The following is a 13737-nucleotide window of genomic DNA, read 5'->3' as shown; positions in this document are numbered from 1 at the left end:
CAAAAGATTCTTTGAATAAGAAACCTGCTTCTTCTATCGCTCCGTCTTCATTCTGGAAAACACAGGCTGATGCCGCTGCGTGGCTGGCTGGTATCTACAGGCAATTACAAAATACGATTGGCACCGGCAACTGGTCCGATTGGGGGGAAATCCGCTCAGACAATATGGACGTTTCCGGATCAGGTGTTAACACCGATTTATTATACAACACTATCGGCGCAAACGATGCCGGTACAAGCTGGCAAAGTTTATATACCACCATTTCCTATTGTAATTATGGGATTAAGTATTATCCCCAAATGATTGCGGAAAACAGGGACGGGGGCGCCACGCTGTATACAGGCTACCTGGGACAGTGTTACGCGTTACGCGCGCTCATGTATTTTTATGGATTACGGGTGTGGGGAACTATGCCTATTATTAATATACCAATAGAAACGATTGATCAGCCGAACCTGTACCCGCAAGCTCCCGCAGACAGCATAAAAATGCAGATCCAGGCAGACATCAATACAGCATTGCAGTATATATCCACTGATAAAACAAATAAGTATTATATAAACCAGGCCGGTGTATACGCGCTGCAAACGGATTTCTATATGTGGATACAGGACTACCAGGATGCAATTGCAGCTTCGCTTAAATGCGAGGCAGCAAGCGGCTGCACATTGGTTACCAATCCAACAGATTGGAAAAACATTTTCCTGAACCCTGCAGCTTCAACGGAAACCATCTTTAATTTGTATTGGAACGCTACGGAATATGGATCAGGCGCCGGGTATGCCACCCGCTTCGGCAGAAGCGATGGCACAAACAACTATCAGCCCAAAGCAGGTACGGTTGCCAATCCTGGTCCATTCCTCGATTTATTCCTGAGGAGGGATACATCCAATCACAACTTTAACAATTATTGTGATGGGCGTTTCTGGAATTGCTTTGATACGGTTGCATATGGCAATGGCGCCGCCGCCAATACTTATTATCTCGCTTATACTGCTGCCTCCTGCGGCAAAATGATCCCGTGGGATGTGACCCAGAAAAGTATCAATACAGCAAGCAAAAGCCTCGGGAAATTTGTATATCCGGCTACCGCTCTATGCAACGTAATGATGCCGATTTACAGGTTCGCAGATATCCTGTTGTTGCGTGCAGAGGCTTACAACCGGACCGGCGATACAACGGACGCCATGCAAATTGTAAACAATATCAGGTTTAGAACAGGTTATACCACTACAACAAATACCGCCAGCTTTAACACTGCGGTACTAAGATCCCAATACAGCGCCCAGGCCGAACTGTCGGCTAAATATGGCAGCCCAAGCGGGGACAGCCTCACAAGAAGCATTGAACGTATTATTCTCCATGAAAGACAGCTTGAATTATTTTGTGAAGGTAAAAGATGGTTTGATCTCTGCAGGATCGGCCACCTGGATGCCAATGCTGCCGATGGCTATTATTATTTGCATGAAAGAATGGACCCGCTCCTGACAGGTCAGGCAAAGAGAACGCCATTTATCCAGGGTAACAATATGGGCCGGGTGTTTTTCCCCGTTAATTCCAATGCATTGAACGCAAACGGCCTGCTGAAACAAAACCCGGCTTACGCTAACTAGCTACCCTCAACAAAATAATAATAAAGAGATGAAACATATATTTGGAACATTGCTTGTGCTTACGGTGCTGGTGATAACGATTGCCTCCTGCAAAAAACTGGCATTGCAAAAAGACTACGATTATAAAGCCTCCGTATATAGCTCAAAGATCAATCAGTCGCTGTGGGATTTTATGAATACCCGGTCAGATCTGTTCTCGAGCCTGGTGGATGCGCTCAATTATGTAGATCCCAACGCAACCGGCATTAAAAAAACGTACATGACTCCGGATGCGGGTACCACGTATCTGTTGTTGACAAACTCAGCGCTTACAGATATAACAAACGCCAACAGTTATTGGTATAAAAACCTACGCTATAGCGCAGACTCGGCAAAATGGGTCCTCCATGGCTCAGACTGGTCTCAGTACAATAAGGACACAATTACTGAAGTATTAAAATACCATGTACTTAAGGGTGATTATTCATTAAGGAATGTTGGTGGTGTGCCAATTTGGGCGCCAACGTATGCGTTAAGCACTACGAACGATTCCGCTTATATCAACCTGCAATTGACACCGGACCGGAACGCCTTTTTCTATATCAATGCGTATACAGGTTCTCCTACAGGGAATACAAAAGCCCGTACGCCAGACCTGCATTTGAATGGAGGGGTTATTGTGCATGTGTTGGATACTTATATGCAGGAGCCTCCCAGGAGCGCCATTCATAATTAATTCCTACTATCATATCTTTAAATAAAGACAGATGAAAAAATATTCCCGGATAGTTACTTTGATTGCAATTATCAGTAGTGTCCTAATGGTATCGTGTAAAAAGGAGGGAGGTTCTACAGATATTATCTCCCTGAGCAAAATGGGGACAGAATTTTATTTTGGCCAGCGGGTACCCGTATGGACTGATTTTAGCAGCGGGGCAAAAGATTATACTCAAATGAATTTTGACTGGAGCTGTTCCGCCGGCCGCTTTGATGATGCCAACACCGCTCACCTGTTTGAAAACCTGTGGGTAGCTCCCGATAGTATAGGGGATTTCCAGGTGACTGTAAATGCCAAATATGGCAATGGGGGAGTGGCAACACGAACAACAGACATGAATGTGGATGTTTATTTCACAGATCATTTTTATTACCAGTTTGCCAACCAGCTTTCGTCTGTATGGTCGCAAAAATCAAACACTATTACTTACTCAACCAGCGGTAATGATACCACCAATTGCTTAACGGTAGTGCCATCCGGCACCGATACCCCGTATATCAGCAGATCCTTAAGCCTGCCTTTGACAGTACCCTTCTCCGTAAGAACAAGACTGGCATTCACTACAGGCACCGGAACAGGAGGACTCAATTACAGAGACGATGGCAATACTGATTCTATCCCGTCATTTACGTATATAAGCATCAGGTTTCAGCAACCGAAAACCAACACTACTTATCCTTTTATCAGAGAGATCCGCTGGGAGTTTGCCCCGATCAAATTATCGAAGGCTAAAACACCGGCAAGCGTAAAAAATTACCAGTTACGCTATGAGAGATTTACACCAACAACAGGCCAATCCGTATGGAGTTCAGATAGTCTTAATACTATAGGACTACCTAACCCATTGGCCCTGATAACACCGACGTCAGGTTGGGATAATCGCTTCCAAATGAAGGGCGACACCTATAAAAGATTCTCCTTTGCCATGGCTGCCGACTATACTTTTACAGCTTATGTTGATGGCGTGCAATGGGTTACCAGTAGCGCTATTAAAAACTGGATCAACGATGCCAAAAACAGGTATCCCGGCTTCCAGGACCCGGTACCAGGTACTTATATGATCAGTTATCCGGGATTGAAAACGACTTCTGACAAAGTAAAAACGACCATGAAGGTGAACGAAGTAAGAATTACCAATACGCAGTCTGAGATTCCTTTATTGTAGCCAGTGTGCAATAATAAAAAAAGGGCAGACACAGGAAAGTGTCTGCCCTTTTTTACCAGTGAAGGGAAGCCTATTGAAGGTGAACAATTATAGGCACATTAAGCTACCGCCTGCGCTTTTGTTGTAACATCGTTCGTGTCACCTAACACTTCATCTATCATCCCAAACGCCCGGGCTTCGTGCGCTTTCATCCAGTGATCACGGTCGCTGGCTTCATATACTTTATCATATGGCTGCCCACTGTGCCTGGCAATGATGGAGTACAGTTCTTCCTGTAGTTTTTTAATTTCATTCATGGTGATCTCTATGTCCGAGGCATTGCCCTGTACACCTCCCGAGGGCTGATGAATCATTACCCGGGCATGTTTCAATGCCGCACGTTTACCACTGGCGCCGGCGCTTAATAATACGGCGCTCATACTTAAAGCGGTGCCGGTACAAATGGTTGCTACATCAGGTGAAATGTATTGCATGGTGTCGTAAATACCTAAGCCTGCATATACAGAACCACCGGGAGAATTAATATACAACTGAATGTCGCGTTTGGCATCGGCCGACTGCAGAAATAATAACTGAGCCTGAATGATGTTGGCGATCTTATCGTCAACGGCGTCGCCGAGGAAAATAATGCGATCCATCATCAGCCGGGAAAACACATCCATTTGTGCAACGTTTAACTGTCGCTCTTCCGTGATATACGGTGTCATGGCTTTAGGGATAAATCGATTCTCCATACGGCTTATAAAGCCATCAATATGCTGGCTGCCTATACGATGGTGATGTACGGCATAGGCACGAAAATCCCTTTTCATACTTATCATATGATTAGTTTTAAATTATGTACGTGTTCTTATTTCTTTAAGAAAATGCCAAGGACCTTGTGGCGGAAGGAGATATGCGCTGGTTCGGTAAATAAGTGCTGATGTACCGATTCAATTTCTGCTTTTAACCGGCGGCGGCTGTGTTCTCTTATAATATCATAGGTCTTTTGTTGCCACACCAGGTTTTCCTGTAAAGCAGGTTGCAATATTAGCCGCGCTTCAAATAATGCGCGGTCGGTTTTTCCGGCATATTGTAACAGGTAATCATCTATCTGTTGTATGTCATTCAAGGAAGTCCTCATACGTCAACGATTTATTTTTAACAATATCCCTTACTTTTTCAAGGCATTTGTATTTCTGCACGGTGGCCGAGCGTTCGCCTGAAAACCCAAACATCGATGCTATTTTTTGCATGGGAAGGTTGTCGTAATAAAACGCACGTAACAGCTCCATGCATTTTTGACCGGACGTATTCAGCAGCTCCAACAACTTTTCAACTGATGAGCTGCCTGCAGATTCTTCCATGGCTATACGTTGTAATGAATCGGGTAGGGAAGTGTACCGGTTGTTCCCTTTGTTTTTCTTCGACCAGCAATGTTTGGCTATGCCAATGATGTACGAACGTTCACTAAATTGTATGCTTACGCCTGCAGAAGCGATTTTTTCATAATATATAACCAGCGCATCCTGAAAAACATCTTTGGCTTCTTCAAACGAACCGCCCCTGGCTTGCACATATTTTGCCACCAGCGGAAAGGCCTGTTGGTACAGTCGCATAAAAAGGACCTTTCTTTCCGCCGTTACATCTTCCAGTTCCATTGTGTGCGTCATAGGTGACATGTTTTAATAGTAAGTGGCTTTTTTAGGGCAAATATCACCCCGGGGTGAAAAATTTATTTTGCATTACGACATGGTGATAGCTACCATTTCCTGAATAGATAACACATTTTTTATATTGGCTAAGCCCCAGTCCTGTAAATGTTCTATAACCGGTAACAAAGAAGCGCCTTTTTGCGACAAACTATATTCTACACGTCGCATTTTCTTATCGCATTGGCAGCGTACAATTAATTCATCGTTTTCCAGTTCTTTTAAATGTTCCGAAAGCATTTTCCTGCTAATGTTTGGAATGATCCTGTACAACTCATTGTAGCGCAGTGATTTTTTTGCAAGATAACATATTATACAAGGCTTCCATTTGGTAGAAAAAAGCTTCAAAGTGGCAATCACCGAGCAATGGACCAGTGGTATTGTGCTCGTAGACTTTTTAGCCGGTAACCTTTTCGTTACTTGTTGTTTCATGCTTTTACATCAGTTATTTTTATACCCTAAATTATAACAGTAAAATGGAATTTCATTTAGCACAGATAAATATTGGAAAAATGCTTGCGCCTATCGATAGCTCTGTAATGGCCGAATTTGTTGCCAATTTAGATCGCATCAACGCATTGGCCGAAAACAGCGAGGGATTTGTATGGCGGCTCAAAGACGACAGCAATAATGCCACCACGATCAAAGTTTACAACGATGATCTTATCATTGTGAATATGTCGGTTTGGGAACATCCCGATTACTTATTTCAATATGTATATCAGTCTGCCCATGTTGAAATTTTTAAAAGACGTAAAGAATGGTTCGAGCGAATGTCCGAAATGCATATGGTTTTATGGTATGTTCCTGCAGGTCATAAGCCTTCGGTGAATGAGGCTGTTGAAAAACTAAATTTCCTGCGTAACAATGGCGAAACACCTTTGGCATTTACTTTCAGGAAAAGATTTACCGCTGAGGAAGCCGCATCTTACAATGTCTGATGACGGATAATCCAGCAGGCGGCAGTCACGAAAAATGAGAATGGTTGACAGCCCCATAATATGGGTTTCACCCTCTCATAGGATACGTAAACAATAAAAAGTGAAGCAGGTTAAAGGTGAAATGAGTTAGTACCGATGCCATGATACCACCTCTGTGATAGGCATAGCCATAACCTGTTCCGGCTATAAATGCCAGCAGCATAAGCGCTGGTCCTCCCGTGGTGTGAACGATGCCGAATAAAAAGGCTGAAAGAAGCAGCGGTGTATAGTATTTCTGTTTACTGAACAATCGCGTTCCCCAATATCCCTGAAAATACCCCCTGAAAAATGCCTCTTCAGTAACCGCTACCAATAACAGGTTATTCAAGATCCATATCCAACTGCCTGATGGAAATTTGGGTTCAAATGAAATAAAATGCAATAAAAGTGCAACCCCCAGGCAAATAAGTATTATTACTGCCAGCGGTATGGCTATTGCCTGAATCAATTGTTTGGTGCTGCGGTTTTCTATATAAAACGATCTGCCTAAAAAAGTAAAAAGAATAAGGCCAACAAAAGGTTTGTCGAGATTAAGATACATTGTAAAAGCAGCCGCATCAGCAGTAAACCTCACTTTATCAAATACGCGCAGGTTATTAAACCCCGGCAACAGATGCATGAAAAGCAGTATGCTGCATACCATAAAAGCGATATGCGCCGCCACCTGTTTATATCCTGATAAATAACGTACAGCCAAAAACAGAAAGGCGCCTGTTAATGCCAGAAAGGCCAGGCCGGTTATGGTTATTTGTCCGCTGATTAAAGCCAGTACATAAGCCGCCAGCCCTGCCAGCCAGCCCGCTTTGGTAGTTCGCCTGAAGCAGATGAGCATACTGGCGATAAAAAAAAATATCCAGGTAAGTAAACTTGCATCCGGTTTCATAAGATCGCGTTTATTGATCGATTAACCGGCAATATACAAAGTAACCAGCCTGCCACCGAATTCGTCAGGGTTTTCGTGATCCTGTCGGTACAACTTTAGAATCGGTTTGTGGGGAATTTGATGCGGTTAGCTTATATGGTTAGATAAATGTATATTTAGCCTTTCCGTGCAGTAAGTTAGTTTATCTTTCACCTTATTTTTAATCAGTAGATCTTATTATGAAAAATATACTATTATTGGCCTTTGTCTTTATTTCGGTTTTATTGAAGGCACAAGATGGTCAGAAATTTTTAATAAAAGCAGGTAAACTATTCGATAGCGAAACAGGACAATTTAAAACAGGTATGTCGATACTTGTAAATAAATCAAAAATTGAAGCCGTAAAACCAACCAAAGAAGTAACTGCTGCAGAACTAAAAAATTACCCTCTTATTGATCTGTCCCGATATACCATTTTGCCGGGCCTGATTGATTGTCATACGCACTTGTTGAACAGGGAGGTATTGCATCCCTCCGATAACGAACTTACGGCATTGGATATGGTCAAAGTATTATCCATGGATGGAGATGCTTACCGGGCTATATATGGTTCTGTACGTGCAAAAGCATATCTGGAAGCAGGCATAACGTCGGTTCAGGATTTAGGTAACTCCGGACAATTTGCGGATATGGCCCTTCAAAGAGCCATAAACGAAGGATTGATTCCTGGCCCCCGCATGAATTGCGCGGGCCAGGGTTTATCTACAGAGGGCGGTCAATTGCCAGGTTTGATCTTTAAACATCAACAACTGGTGAACGATGAATACAGGATCATAAAAAGTGTAGATGATGCTGTACAGGCAGTAAGAGAAAATATTAACCAGGGTGTAAACGTGATAAAAATATACGCCAATAATACACCCAACAATACGATGCTTCGTGTTGATGAAATTAAAGCTATAGCACAGGAAGCGCACCGTTACAACATAAGAGTAACCGCGCATGCAACAAATAACATAGCGGTTTACAATGCGATACTGGGAGGGGTAGATGGCATTGAACATGGTTATCAGGTGGAAGATAGTACCCTTGAATTAATGGCTGAAAAGGGGGTTATATTAATTCCAACAGATGGGGACAGTGTTACATACGCACGTTACAGTAATATGGCATATCCCGGCGATACAACCATACCATCGCAAATTGCCCGTTTTCGCAAGCGCTATGCAACCCGCCTGCAAAGAGCAATAAATAAAGGAGTGACTATTGCATTTGGCTCCGATGACTATCTTGATCTGAAAATGCCATTTGCAGAGCCTTCAAAACGCACATTGATCGGCTATTATGAGGCCGGTGTTGCCATATCTCAGATCCTTCAATTTGCAACCATTAATGCTGCCAGGCAAATAAACCGGAGCAATCAATTGGGTGTTTTAAAGCAGGGATTTCTGGCAGATATCATTGCCCTTGACAACGATCTTGATAAAAATATAAATGCTATTCTGCAGGTTCATTTTGTTATGAAAGGCGGAAAAGTGTATGTAAATAAACCCTGATTCCGGGAATAGAATCATATTGCCAAACCGCTTGTGTGTGTGCGTGCTCTTCGACACTATTTTCCATTCCATGCTCTGTCACTTGTAATTTTGCGACTTCTGAGTTTGAAAAAACTTTCGGAATACATTTTCTAATTCGCAAGTGGAAATTCAAGACTTCTTTAAGTTTGATCTTTTATCGCCAGAAAATAATCCGAAATAATTTTCCTGGATATTATTGCATGAATTTGAATTAAAGCGGAAGCCATTGCCGAGCTTGCAGAGGCATTGGATGTTGAGGTGAGTGGATTTATTTCATTTTTTTGCAACAACCCTGTCTAAAGAAGAAAAAGTAACGTGCAGGCAAATAGGACAATTAGGAAAAGAAATAGTATTTCTAAATGCCCTGGCAAAAAGTTTCTGGGAAAATATTTTCACATTTTCCCAACTTTTCTTCCTGCTATTTTTCCTTGTGAATTATTAAAGTGTTAGCAGCTTAAGTTAAACCAGGTTATTGTTGTTAATTTGTCTTTCAATAACCTTACTATGAAAAAGCTATTGCTGCTTATACCGTTTATAATTCTTTTTCTTTATTCTTTCACTCAAACTGATGTTCAGCGGGATAACAGGGTAGACCCTGTTTTGAAAAGCGCCCTTGCTGCAAGAAGCGGTTATTATATTTATGGAAGTGCCAGTGGCTCCTCGTTTATCAATATCGCCGTATTAAATCAGGCAACACATACATTATGCTGGTTCACTTGTCATGGGCGGTTATTTGATTCCACCAAACTCATTGACCGGGAATTTGAACAGGTAATCTCAAAACAACTAGACCCGTTTGTATTATATCATAATATTTGTGATAACTATCTGGCTGATATTGCCGCTGCTAAAGATATTTATCGGGTGTATGGTGATATACAAAAGTTCGATAAATTGAATGGTAACTATCGGGCACTGTTTGCTGTGGAAACTGTGCGGGCAGCCAAGACCCGATTGCAAAAATTAATAGCAATAGAAAATATCAGGAAGAAGATTCTTACGCAATTGATGTATCTAAATTGTGTAAGCCCATTTAGTTTGAAAAATGAACCGCTTTATAAAATTAGCAAAGAGCAAGCGGGCAGCATGATACAAACAAAGGATAGTACCGTATATTATAACATTGACCCCACCAGCGCTGTTGCTAAAATTAGTCTGTATAAAAAGTCTGCAGGACAGTTTTACGTTCAAAATAGGTTTTCTGAAATAATTGACAGCGTAGCCATACAGCCGGAAAAGTATGATCTTTTAAATAAAGAAAAGACAGATGTTTTTCTGTTATACCGGGGATGGTTAGAGCTGCAATGGCAAGGAGCCTTGTCTGCAATAAGACGACAAAATGCGCTGTTGTACAATGAAGTTAATGTTCAGAATGAAAAGGAAGTTAAAGAACTCTACAATCAACTAAATGCAATTGGGGCAAAGATTAATCAATTGAATTCGCCCGAAGCAAAGAGTATAGAGCAGGCTGTTTATGATACCTATAAAAATGAAACATCTGAAATAAATTATATCCCCCTGTTGGGCATAGGATACAGTTTGACTCAAACAAGGGGGCAAAAAGAATATGAGCTAACCAATCACTTAGGAAACGTGCTGGCCACAGTGAGTGATAAAAAAAATGGTGTACCTTCTCCTGCGAATAGTTCTTTGATCGATCATTATGAACCGGATATTGTGAGTGCACAGGATTATTATCCGTTTGGGATGTTACAACCGGGACGTTCTTATCTTACTCCCGCTGGTGACCGGTATAGATATGGTTTTAATGGAAAAGAAAATGATAATGAGGTGAAGGGAGAGGGGAAACAGCAGGATTATGGGATGCGGGTGTATGATCCGAGGTTGGGAAAGTTTTTGAGTGTAGACCCATTGTCCTCCAAATTTCCTTATTATTCACCGTACCAGTTTGCAGGAAATATGCCGATTCACGCAAGTGATTTGGATGGACTTGAACCTGACTTTCGATACAAAGGGAATGGAATTAACGGTGTTGGAGCATTCGATCAAAGGGAATTAGCAAGCATTCAGAGGCATCAAACTACTCTTAGAGTTGGCAACAAGGATAAGCAATTTCAGATACAATGGTTGCTCAACAACAATGGTGCAGTTATAGGGTATCTTGCTTCAAGGGTAGTTCCGGAAGAGGAGTATAAGCGTTTGTACGGAGGACGGGGCGAAGGCTTGCAGGAAGCATATGTCATTCAGGCTGATAAGTTTTTTGAATTTGGGAAGAATCTAGACAAATATTATGACTACAGCCGGAATGCTGAGATGAATGATATAATGTATGGAGAAATTGAACGAGATCCTATAAAGCGACTTTTTGATCCGAGGGCTTTGTTGCTAAGTCAGATAACCGGTGTCACTGGCAAGATAGCGGGCCAACTATTAGGTATAATTCCCAGACTCACTGCTGTTGAATCCAACATTTTAAAGCAAACGAAATCAATTTTAAATTCAAAAGAGTTTGAAATTATTAAAAATGCCCATGAGAAAGGTATATCTGCTGAAGTGAAAATAAATGGCGGGACTGTATTGTATGACCCCGAATTTACATATGGGGAGGCAATGACCCTTCATTCAGAGGGAGGATTTATGTTAGGGCCGAAAGCTTTTACTGCTCCAGGGGGAGTTGAGCGAACGGTGCTTTGGGAAGTTACCAGATTGAAAACGCAGAATACCGGATCATTGGGGGCAGATCAAACTAAAGGTTTTACACAGAGTGCAGAGCAAACGTCTGAAAAACTGCTCCCTCTATTGAAACAGTAGTAATTTTATATTATGAAAACTGAAACAAAAAAATGGCTTGATGCCGGGCATATTCTTCAGAACGACCCGAATGCAAAAGTTTCATGTCCGGAATGCGGCGTAGGCATTTTGATAGTCAAAGATGAGCCTATAGGTACATCTGGGAAGAGAATTGACCGATATTTAATTTGTAATAATTGCGGAAAATGGAATGTTATTACTATGGAACTTCCCGAAAAATAATTCGTTTGACAAATAGCGGTTGACGAAGTGGTGATAAAATAATATTGTTATTCTTACTCATGTATTTTCTTCCTAAGGTGTTTATACAGTCACAGGATCTTCTTTTTTACTATGGGGACGACTGAGGGATTTACAGCATCAATTGTCCATCATGGATAAATTGATTTAACTAACTTTTTTAGAAACAGTACTTTTTTAAAAAATTAGCTACATTTTCCTTTGTTTCCAGTTGCTCCCAATTCATCACCGTAAACACCTTCAACAACGTCTGCTGCGGCTTCTCATTAAAAGCACACAGCACCAAATAAGGTGGACTGTAGTAAAACGAATTCTCCCACAGCTTTTGATACAATTTGGGATTTAAGCACCTTTTAAAGTCCAGCACCAGATCATATAACTTACAAGTAAGCGAACCCAAGTTTACAGTTTCGGCTAAATAGGGTAGGCCTTCATCATGTAAAAAAGTATACAGGAATTCCAGAAACCCAGGTTCCATCATATCCAGCAGATCCCGGCCATAGTGGGCATATTACGTTTTGAATAGGTCTAAAGAAAAATTGTCCCGGTTCCTATCAATAATGAACTCAACCAGCGATTCTTCCTTTTTAATAATGTCCTTTACATCGGGGCCGAAAACCTGCCCAGCAATCCGGGCTACACCGAAAAAATCGAAAAACTATTGGGAAAACTGGCCAGTTCAATACAAGCACCGGTAGACTTTGACGGGCTTTTAAATACAGGATTGCAGAACCTGATGAATTTGGAGCGCCTATACAAAAACGGTGACATTGTAAAGAAGCGGGAAATAATTGGTTCGATATACCCCGAAAATTTGACGATTGACGGATTTGGAGTTCGAACCGCCCCGGCTGAATGAAGCCGTGTCGCTGATACACAGTCTGGGCGCGGGTTCCAGGCTAAAAAAGAAACAGGACAAGAGGAAAAAATCCGTCTTGTCCTGTCTGGTGACCCCGTCGATACAATTTTCCAATAAATTTTTAGGAGACTTAACAAGGCTCGCAAAGCTTGCGGTTTGATACCCAAGGCTTTGCGGGCCTTTTTATTTGCTGGTATTTAATTGTGAAACAAAAATCTGTGAGCATGGAAAAATTAAATTGTGAGCAGGCCAAACGGCTCGACCTAGTCGAATATTTGGCCTTTTTAGGGCATCAGCCCCAAAGGATCAGAAACGGAGATTACTGGTATTTGTCGCCGTTACGGGACGAAAAGACGGCATCATTTAAAGTAAATAGAAACCGCGGTATTTGGTTCGATCATGGCATCGGTAAGGGCGGCGATTTGATCGATTTCGGAACGCTTTACCATAACTGTTCCGTTAGCGATTTGCTGGAACGTTTGTCGGGGTACCACACTCGCCCGGTTCTTTCTTTTCACCCGCCTACTGTTTCCGGCAATCTTTCGGGTGCAAATTCCCGCCTTGCTGGTGAAAAGAAAGATACCACAGACAGTAAAATTGTTGTGGTGGATTCCCGCCCGTTGGCGGCAAAACAGCTACTGAATTACCTTGAAAAAAGATGCATCCCGCTGGAAATTGCCAGCCGGTTTTGTAAGGAAATTGACTTCCTTTTGTACGGCAAAAAGCATACAGTTATCGGCTTTCAAAATAAGGCTGGCGGCTATGAATTACGCAACGAAAATTTCAAGGGCGGAAGTTCTCCCAAGGATATAACTTTTATTGACAATCGAACCGACGATGTTGCGGTATTTGAAGGTCTTTTCAGCTTCCTTTCTTTTTGTACTGTCAATAAAAATTTAACAGCCACACTGTCAAATTGCCTGGTATTAAACTCCCTTTCTTTTTTTGAAAAGAGCCGTCCTTTAATGGAACAATACAAACAGGTTCATTTGATTTTAGACAGAGACAATGCCGGTATGAATTGCACAAAACAGGCATTGCAATGGAATGCCGATAGGTATATAGATCGCAGTGATTTTTACCGGAATCACAAAGATTTAAATCAATGGCTTATACATCACCGGCAGAATCAGGAGCAAAGGCCAAGGATAGGCAGGGGCCTTTGAGTTTTAGGTAGCCAGCTATATTTTGGTATTACCAAAATGTTGGCCTATTCATCCG

General features: G+C 41.9%; 13 protein-coding genes. 8 read left to right on the top strand and 5 right to left on the bottom strand.

All coding sequences use genetic code 11. The features are described 5' to 3' along the window. The first annotated feature begins 11 nt into the window (after positions 1 to 11). The 3 genes from NIAKO_RS19685 to NIAKO_RS19675 are packed head-to-tail and all read left to right on the top strand — an operon-like array spanning position 12 to position 3535. Complete coding sequence (locus NIAKO_RS19685) at positions 12 to 1613, top strand: RagB/SusD family nutrient uptake outer membrane protein (RefSeq protein WP_165761236.1); 1602 nt, start codon at positions 12 to 14, stop codon at positions 1611 to 1613. A gap of 28 nt (positions 1614 to 1641) precedes the next feature. Beyond that, positions 1642 to 2328: a hypothetical protein gene (locus NIAKO_RS19680; RefSeq protein WP_014220202.1), complete on the top strand. Its 687-nt coding sequence runs from the start codon at positions 1642 to 1644 to the stop codon at positions 2326 to 2328. Positions 2329 to 2359: 31 nt separating this feature from the next. Continuing rightward, the gene (locus NIAKO_RS19675) at positions 2360 to 3535 is read left to right on the top strand and encodes a hypothetical protein (RefSeq protein ID WP_014220201.1); all 1176 of its coding nucleotides are present in this window, start codon (positions 2360 to 2362) and stop codon (positions 3533 to 3535) included. 98 nt (positions 3536 to 3633) lie between these two features. Here NIAKO_RS19675 and NIAKO_RS19670 read toward each other — a convergent pair whose 3' ends face one another. From NIAKO_RS19670 to NIAKO_RS37605, 4 genes are all read right to left on the bottom strand, one after another. Further along, entirely contained in the window at positions 3634 to 4347 is a 714-nt protein-coding gene (locus NIAKO_RS19670; RefSeq protein WP_425311413.1) for an ATP-dependent Clp protease proteolytic subunit, read from the bottom strand. 38 nt (positions 4348 to 4385) lie between these two features. Further along, positions 4386 to 4658 carry a hypothetical protein gene (locus NIAKO_RS19665; RefSeq protein ID WP_014220199.1) on the bottom strand — a complete coding sequence of 91 codons (273 nt, stop codon included), beginning with the start codon at positions 4656 to 4658 and terminating at the stop codon, positions 4386 to 4388. Next, entirely contained in the window at positions 4639 to 5187 is a 549-nt protein-coding gene (locus tag NIAKO_RS19660) for an RNA polymerase sigma factor (protein ID WP_014220198.1), read from the bottom strand. Before NIAKO_RS19660 ends, NIAKO_RS19665 begins: the two co-directional genes overlap by 20 nt. Positions 5188 to 5259: 72 nt before the next feature. Further along, on the bottom strand, positions 5260 to 5658 hold the full coding sequence (locus NIAKO_RS37605) for a winged helix-turn-helix transcriptional regulator (RefSeq protein ID WP_014220197.1): 399 nt from the start codon (positions 5656 to 5658) through the stop codon (positions 5260 to 5262). 44 nt (positions 5659 to 5702) lie between these two features. Here NIAKO_RS37605 and NIAKO_RS19650 point away from each other — a divergent pair, with 44 nt between their 5' ends. Continuing rightward, positions 5703 to 6167 (top strand): DUF3291 domain-containing protein, encoded by a 465-nt coding sequence (locus NIAKO_RS19650; protein WP_014220196.1) that lies wholly within the window; start codon positions 5703 to 5705, stop codon positions 6165 to 6167. A 67-nt stretch (positions 6168 to 6234) separates the two neighbouring features. Here the strand turns inward: NIAKO_RS19650 and NIAKO_RS19645 are convergent, their stop codons facing one another. Next, a complete protein-coding gene (locus tag NIAKO_RS19645) occupies positions 6235 to 7089 on the bottom strand; it encodes a CPBP family intramembrane glutamic endopeptidase (protein ID WP_014220195.1) in 855 nt (284 codons plus the stop codon). A gap of 218 nt (positions 7090 to 7307) precedes the next feature. On the opposite strand from NIAKO_RS19645, the gene NIAKO_RS19640 reads away from it, so the two are divergent. The 4 genes from NIAKO_RS19640 to NIAKO_RS19615 all read left to right on the top strand — a co-directional run bounded on the left by NIAKO_RS19640 (position 7308) and on the right by NIAKO_RS19615 (position 13682). Further along, positions 7308 to 8624 (top strand): amidohydrolase family protein, encoded by a 1317-nt coding sequence (locus NIAKO_RS19640; RefSeq protein ID WP_014220194.1) that lies wholly within the window; start codon positions 7308 to 7310, stop codon positions 8622 to 8624. A 525-nt stretch (positions 8625 to 9149) separates the two neighbouring features. Next, positions 9150 to 11417 carry an RHS repeat domain-containing protein gene (locus NIAKO_RS19635; protein WP_014220193.1) on the top strand — a complete coding sequence of 756 codons (2268 nt, stop codon included), beginning with the start codon at positions 9150 to 9152 and terminating at the stop codon, positions 11415 to 11417. 12 nt (positions 11418 to 11429) lie between these two features. Beyond that, positions 11430 to 11639 (top strand): hypothetical protein, encoded by a 210-nt coding sequence (locus NIAKO_RS19630; protein ID WP_014220192.1) that lies wholly within the window; start codon positions 11430 to 11432, stop codon positions 11637 to 11639. Positions 11640 to 12740: 1101 nt separating this feature from the next. Then, positions 12741 to 13682: a toprim domain-containing protein gene (locus NIAKO_RS19615; RefSeq protein ID WP_014220190.1), complete on the top strand. Its 942-nt coding sequence runs from the start codon at positions 12741 to 12743 to the stop codon at positions 13680 to 13682. The last annotated feature ends 55 nt before the right edge of the window (positions 13683 to 13737 follow it).

The organism is Niastella koreensis GR20-10, from assembly GCF_000246855.1.
Lineage (GTDB): Bacteria > Bacteroidota > Bacteroidia > Chitinophagales > Chitinophagaceae > Niastella > Niastella koreensis.
Note: the sequence above shows the minus strand (reverse complement) of the source record. Positions and strands in the feature narration are given on the sequence as shown.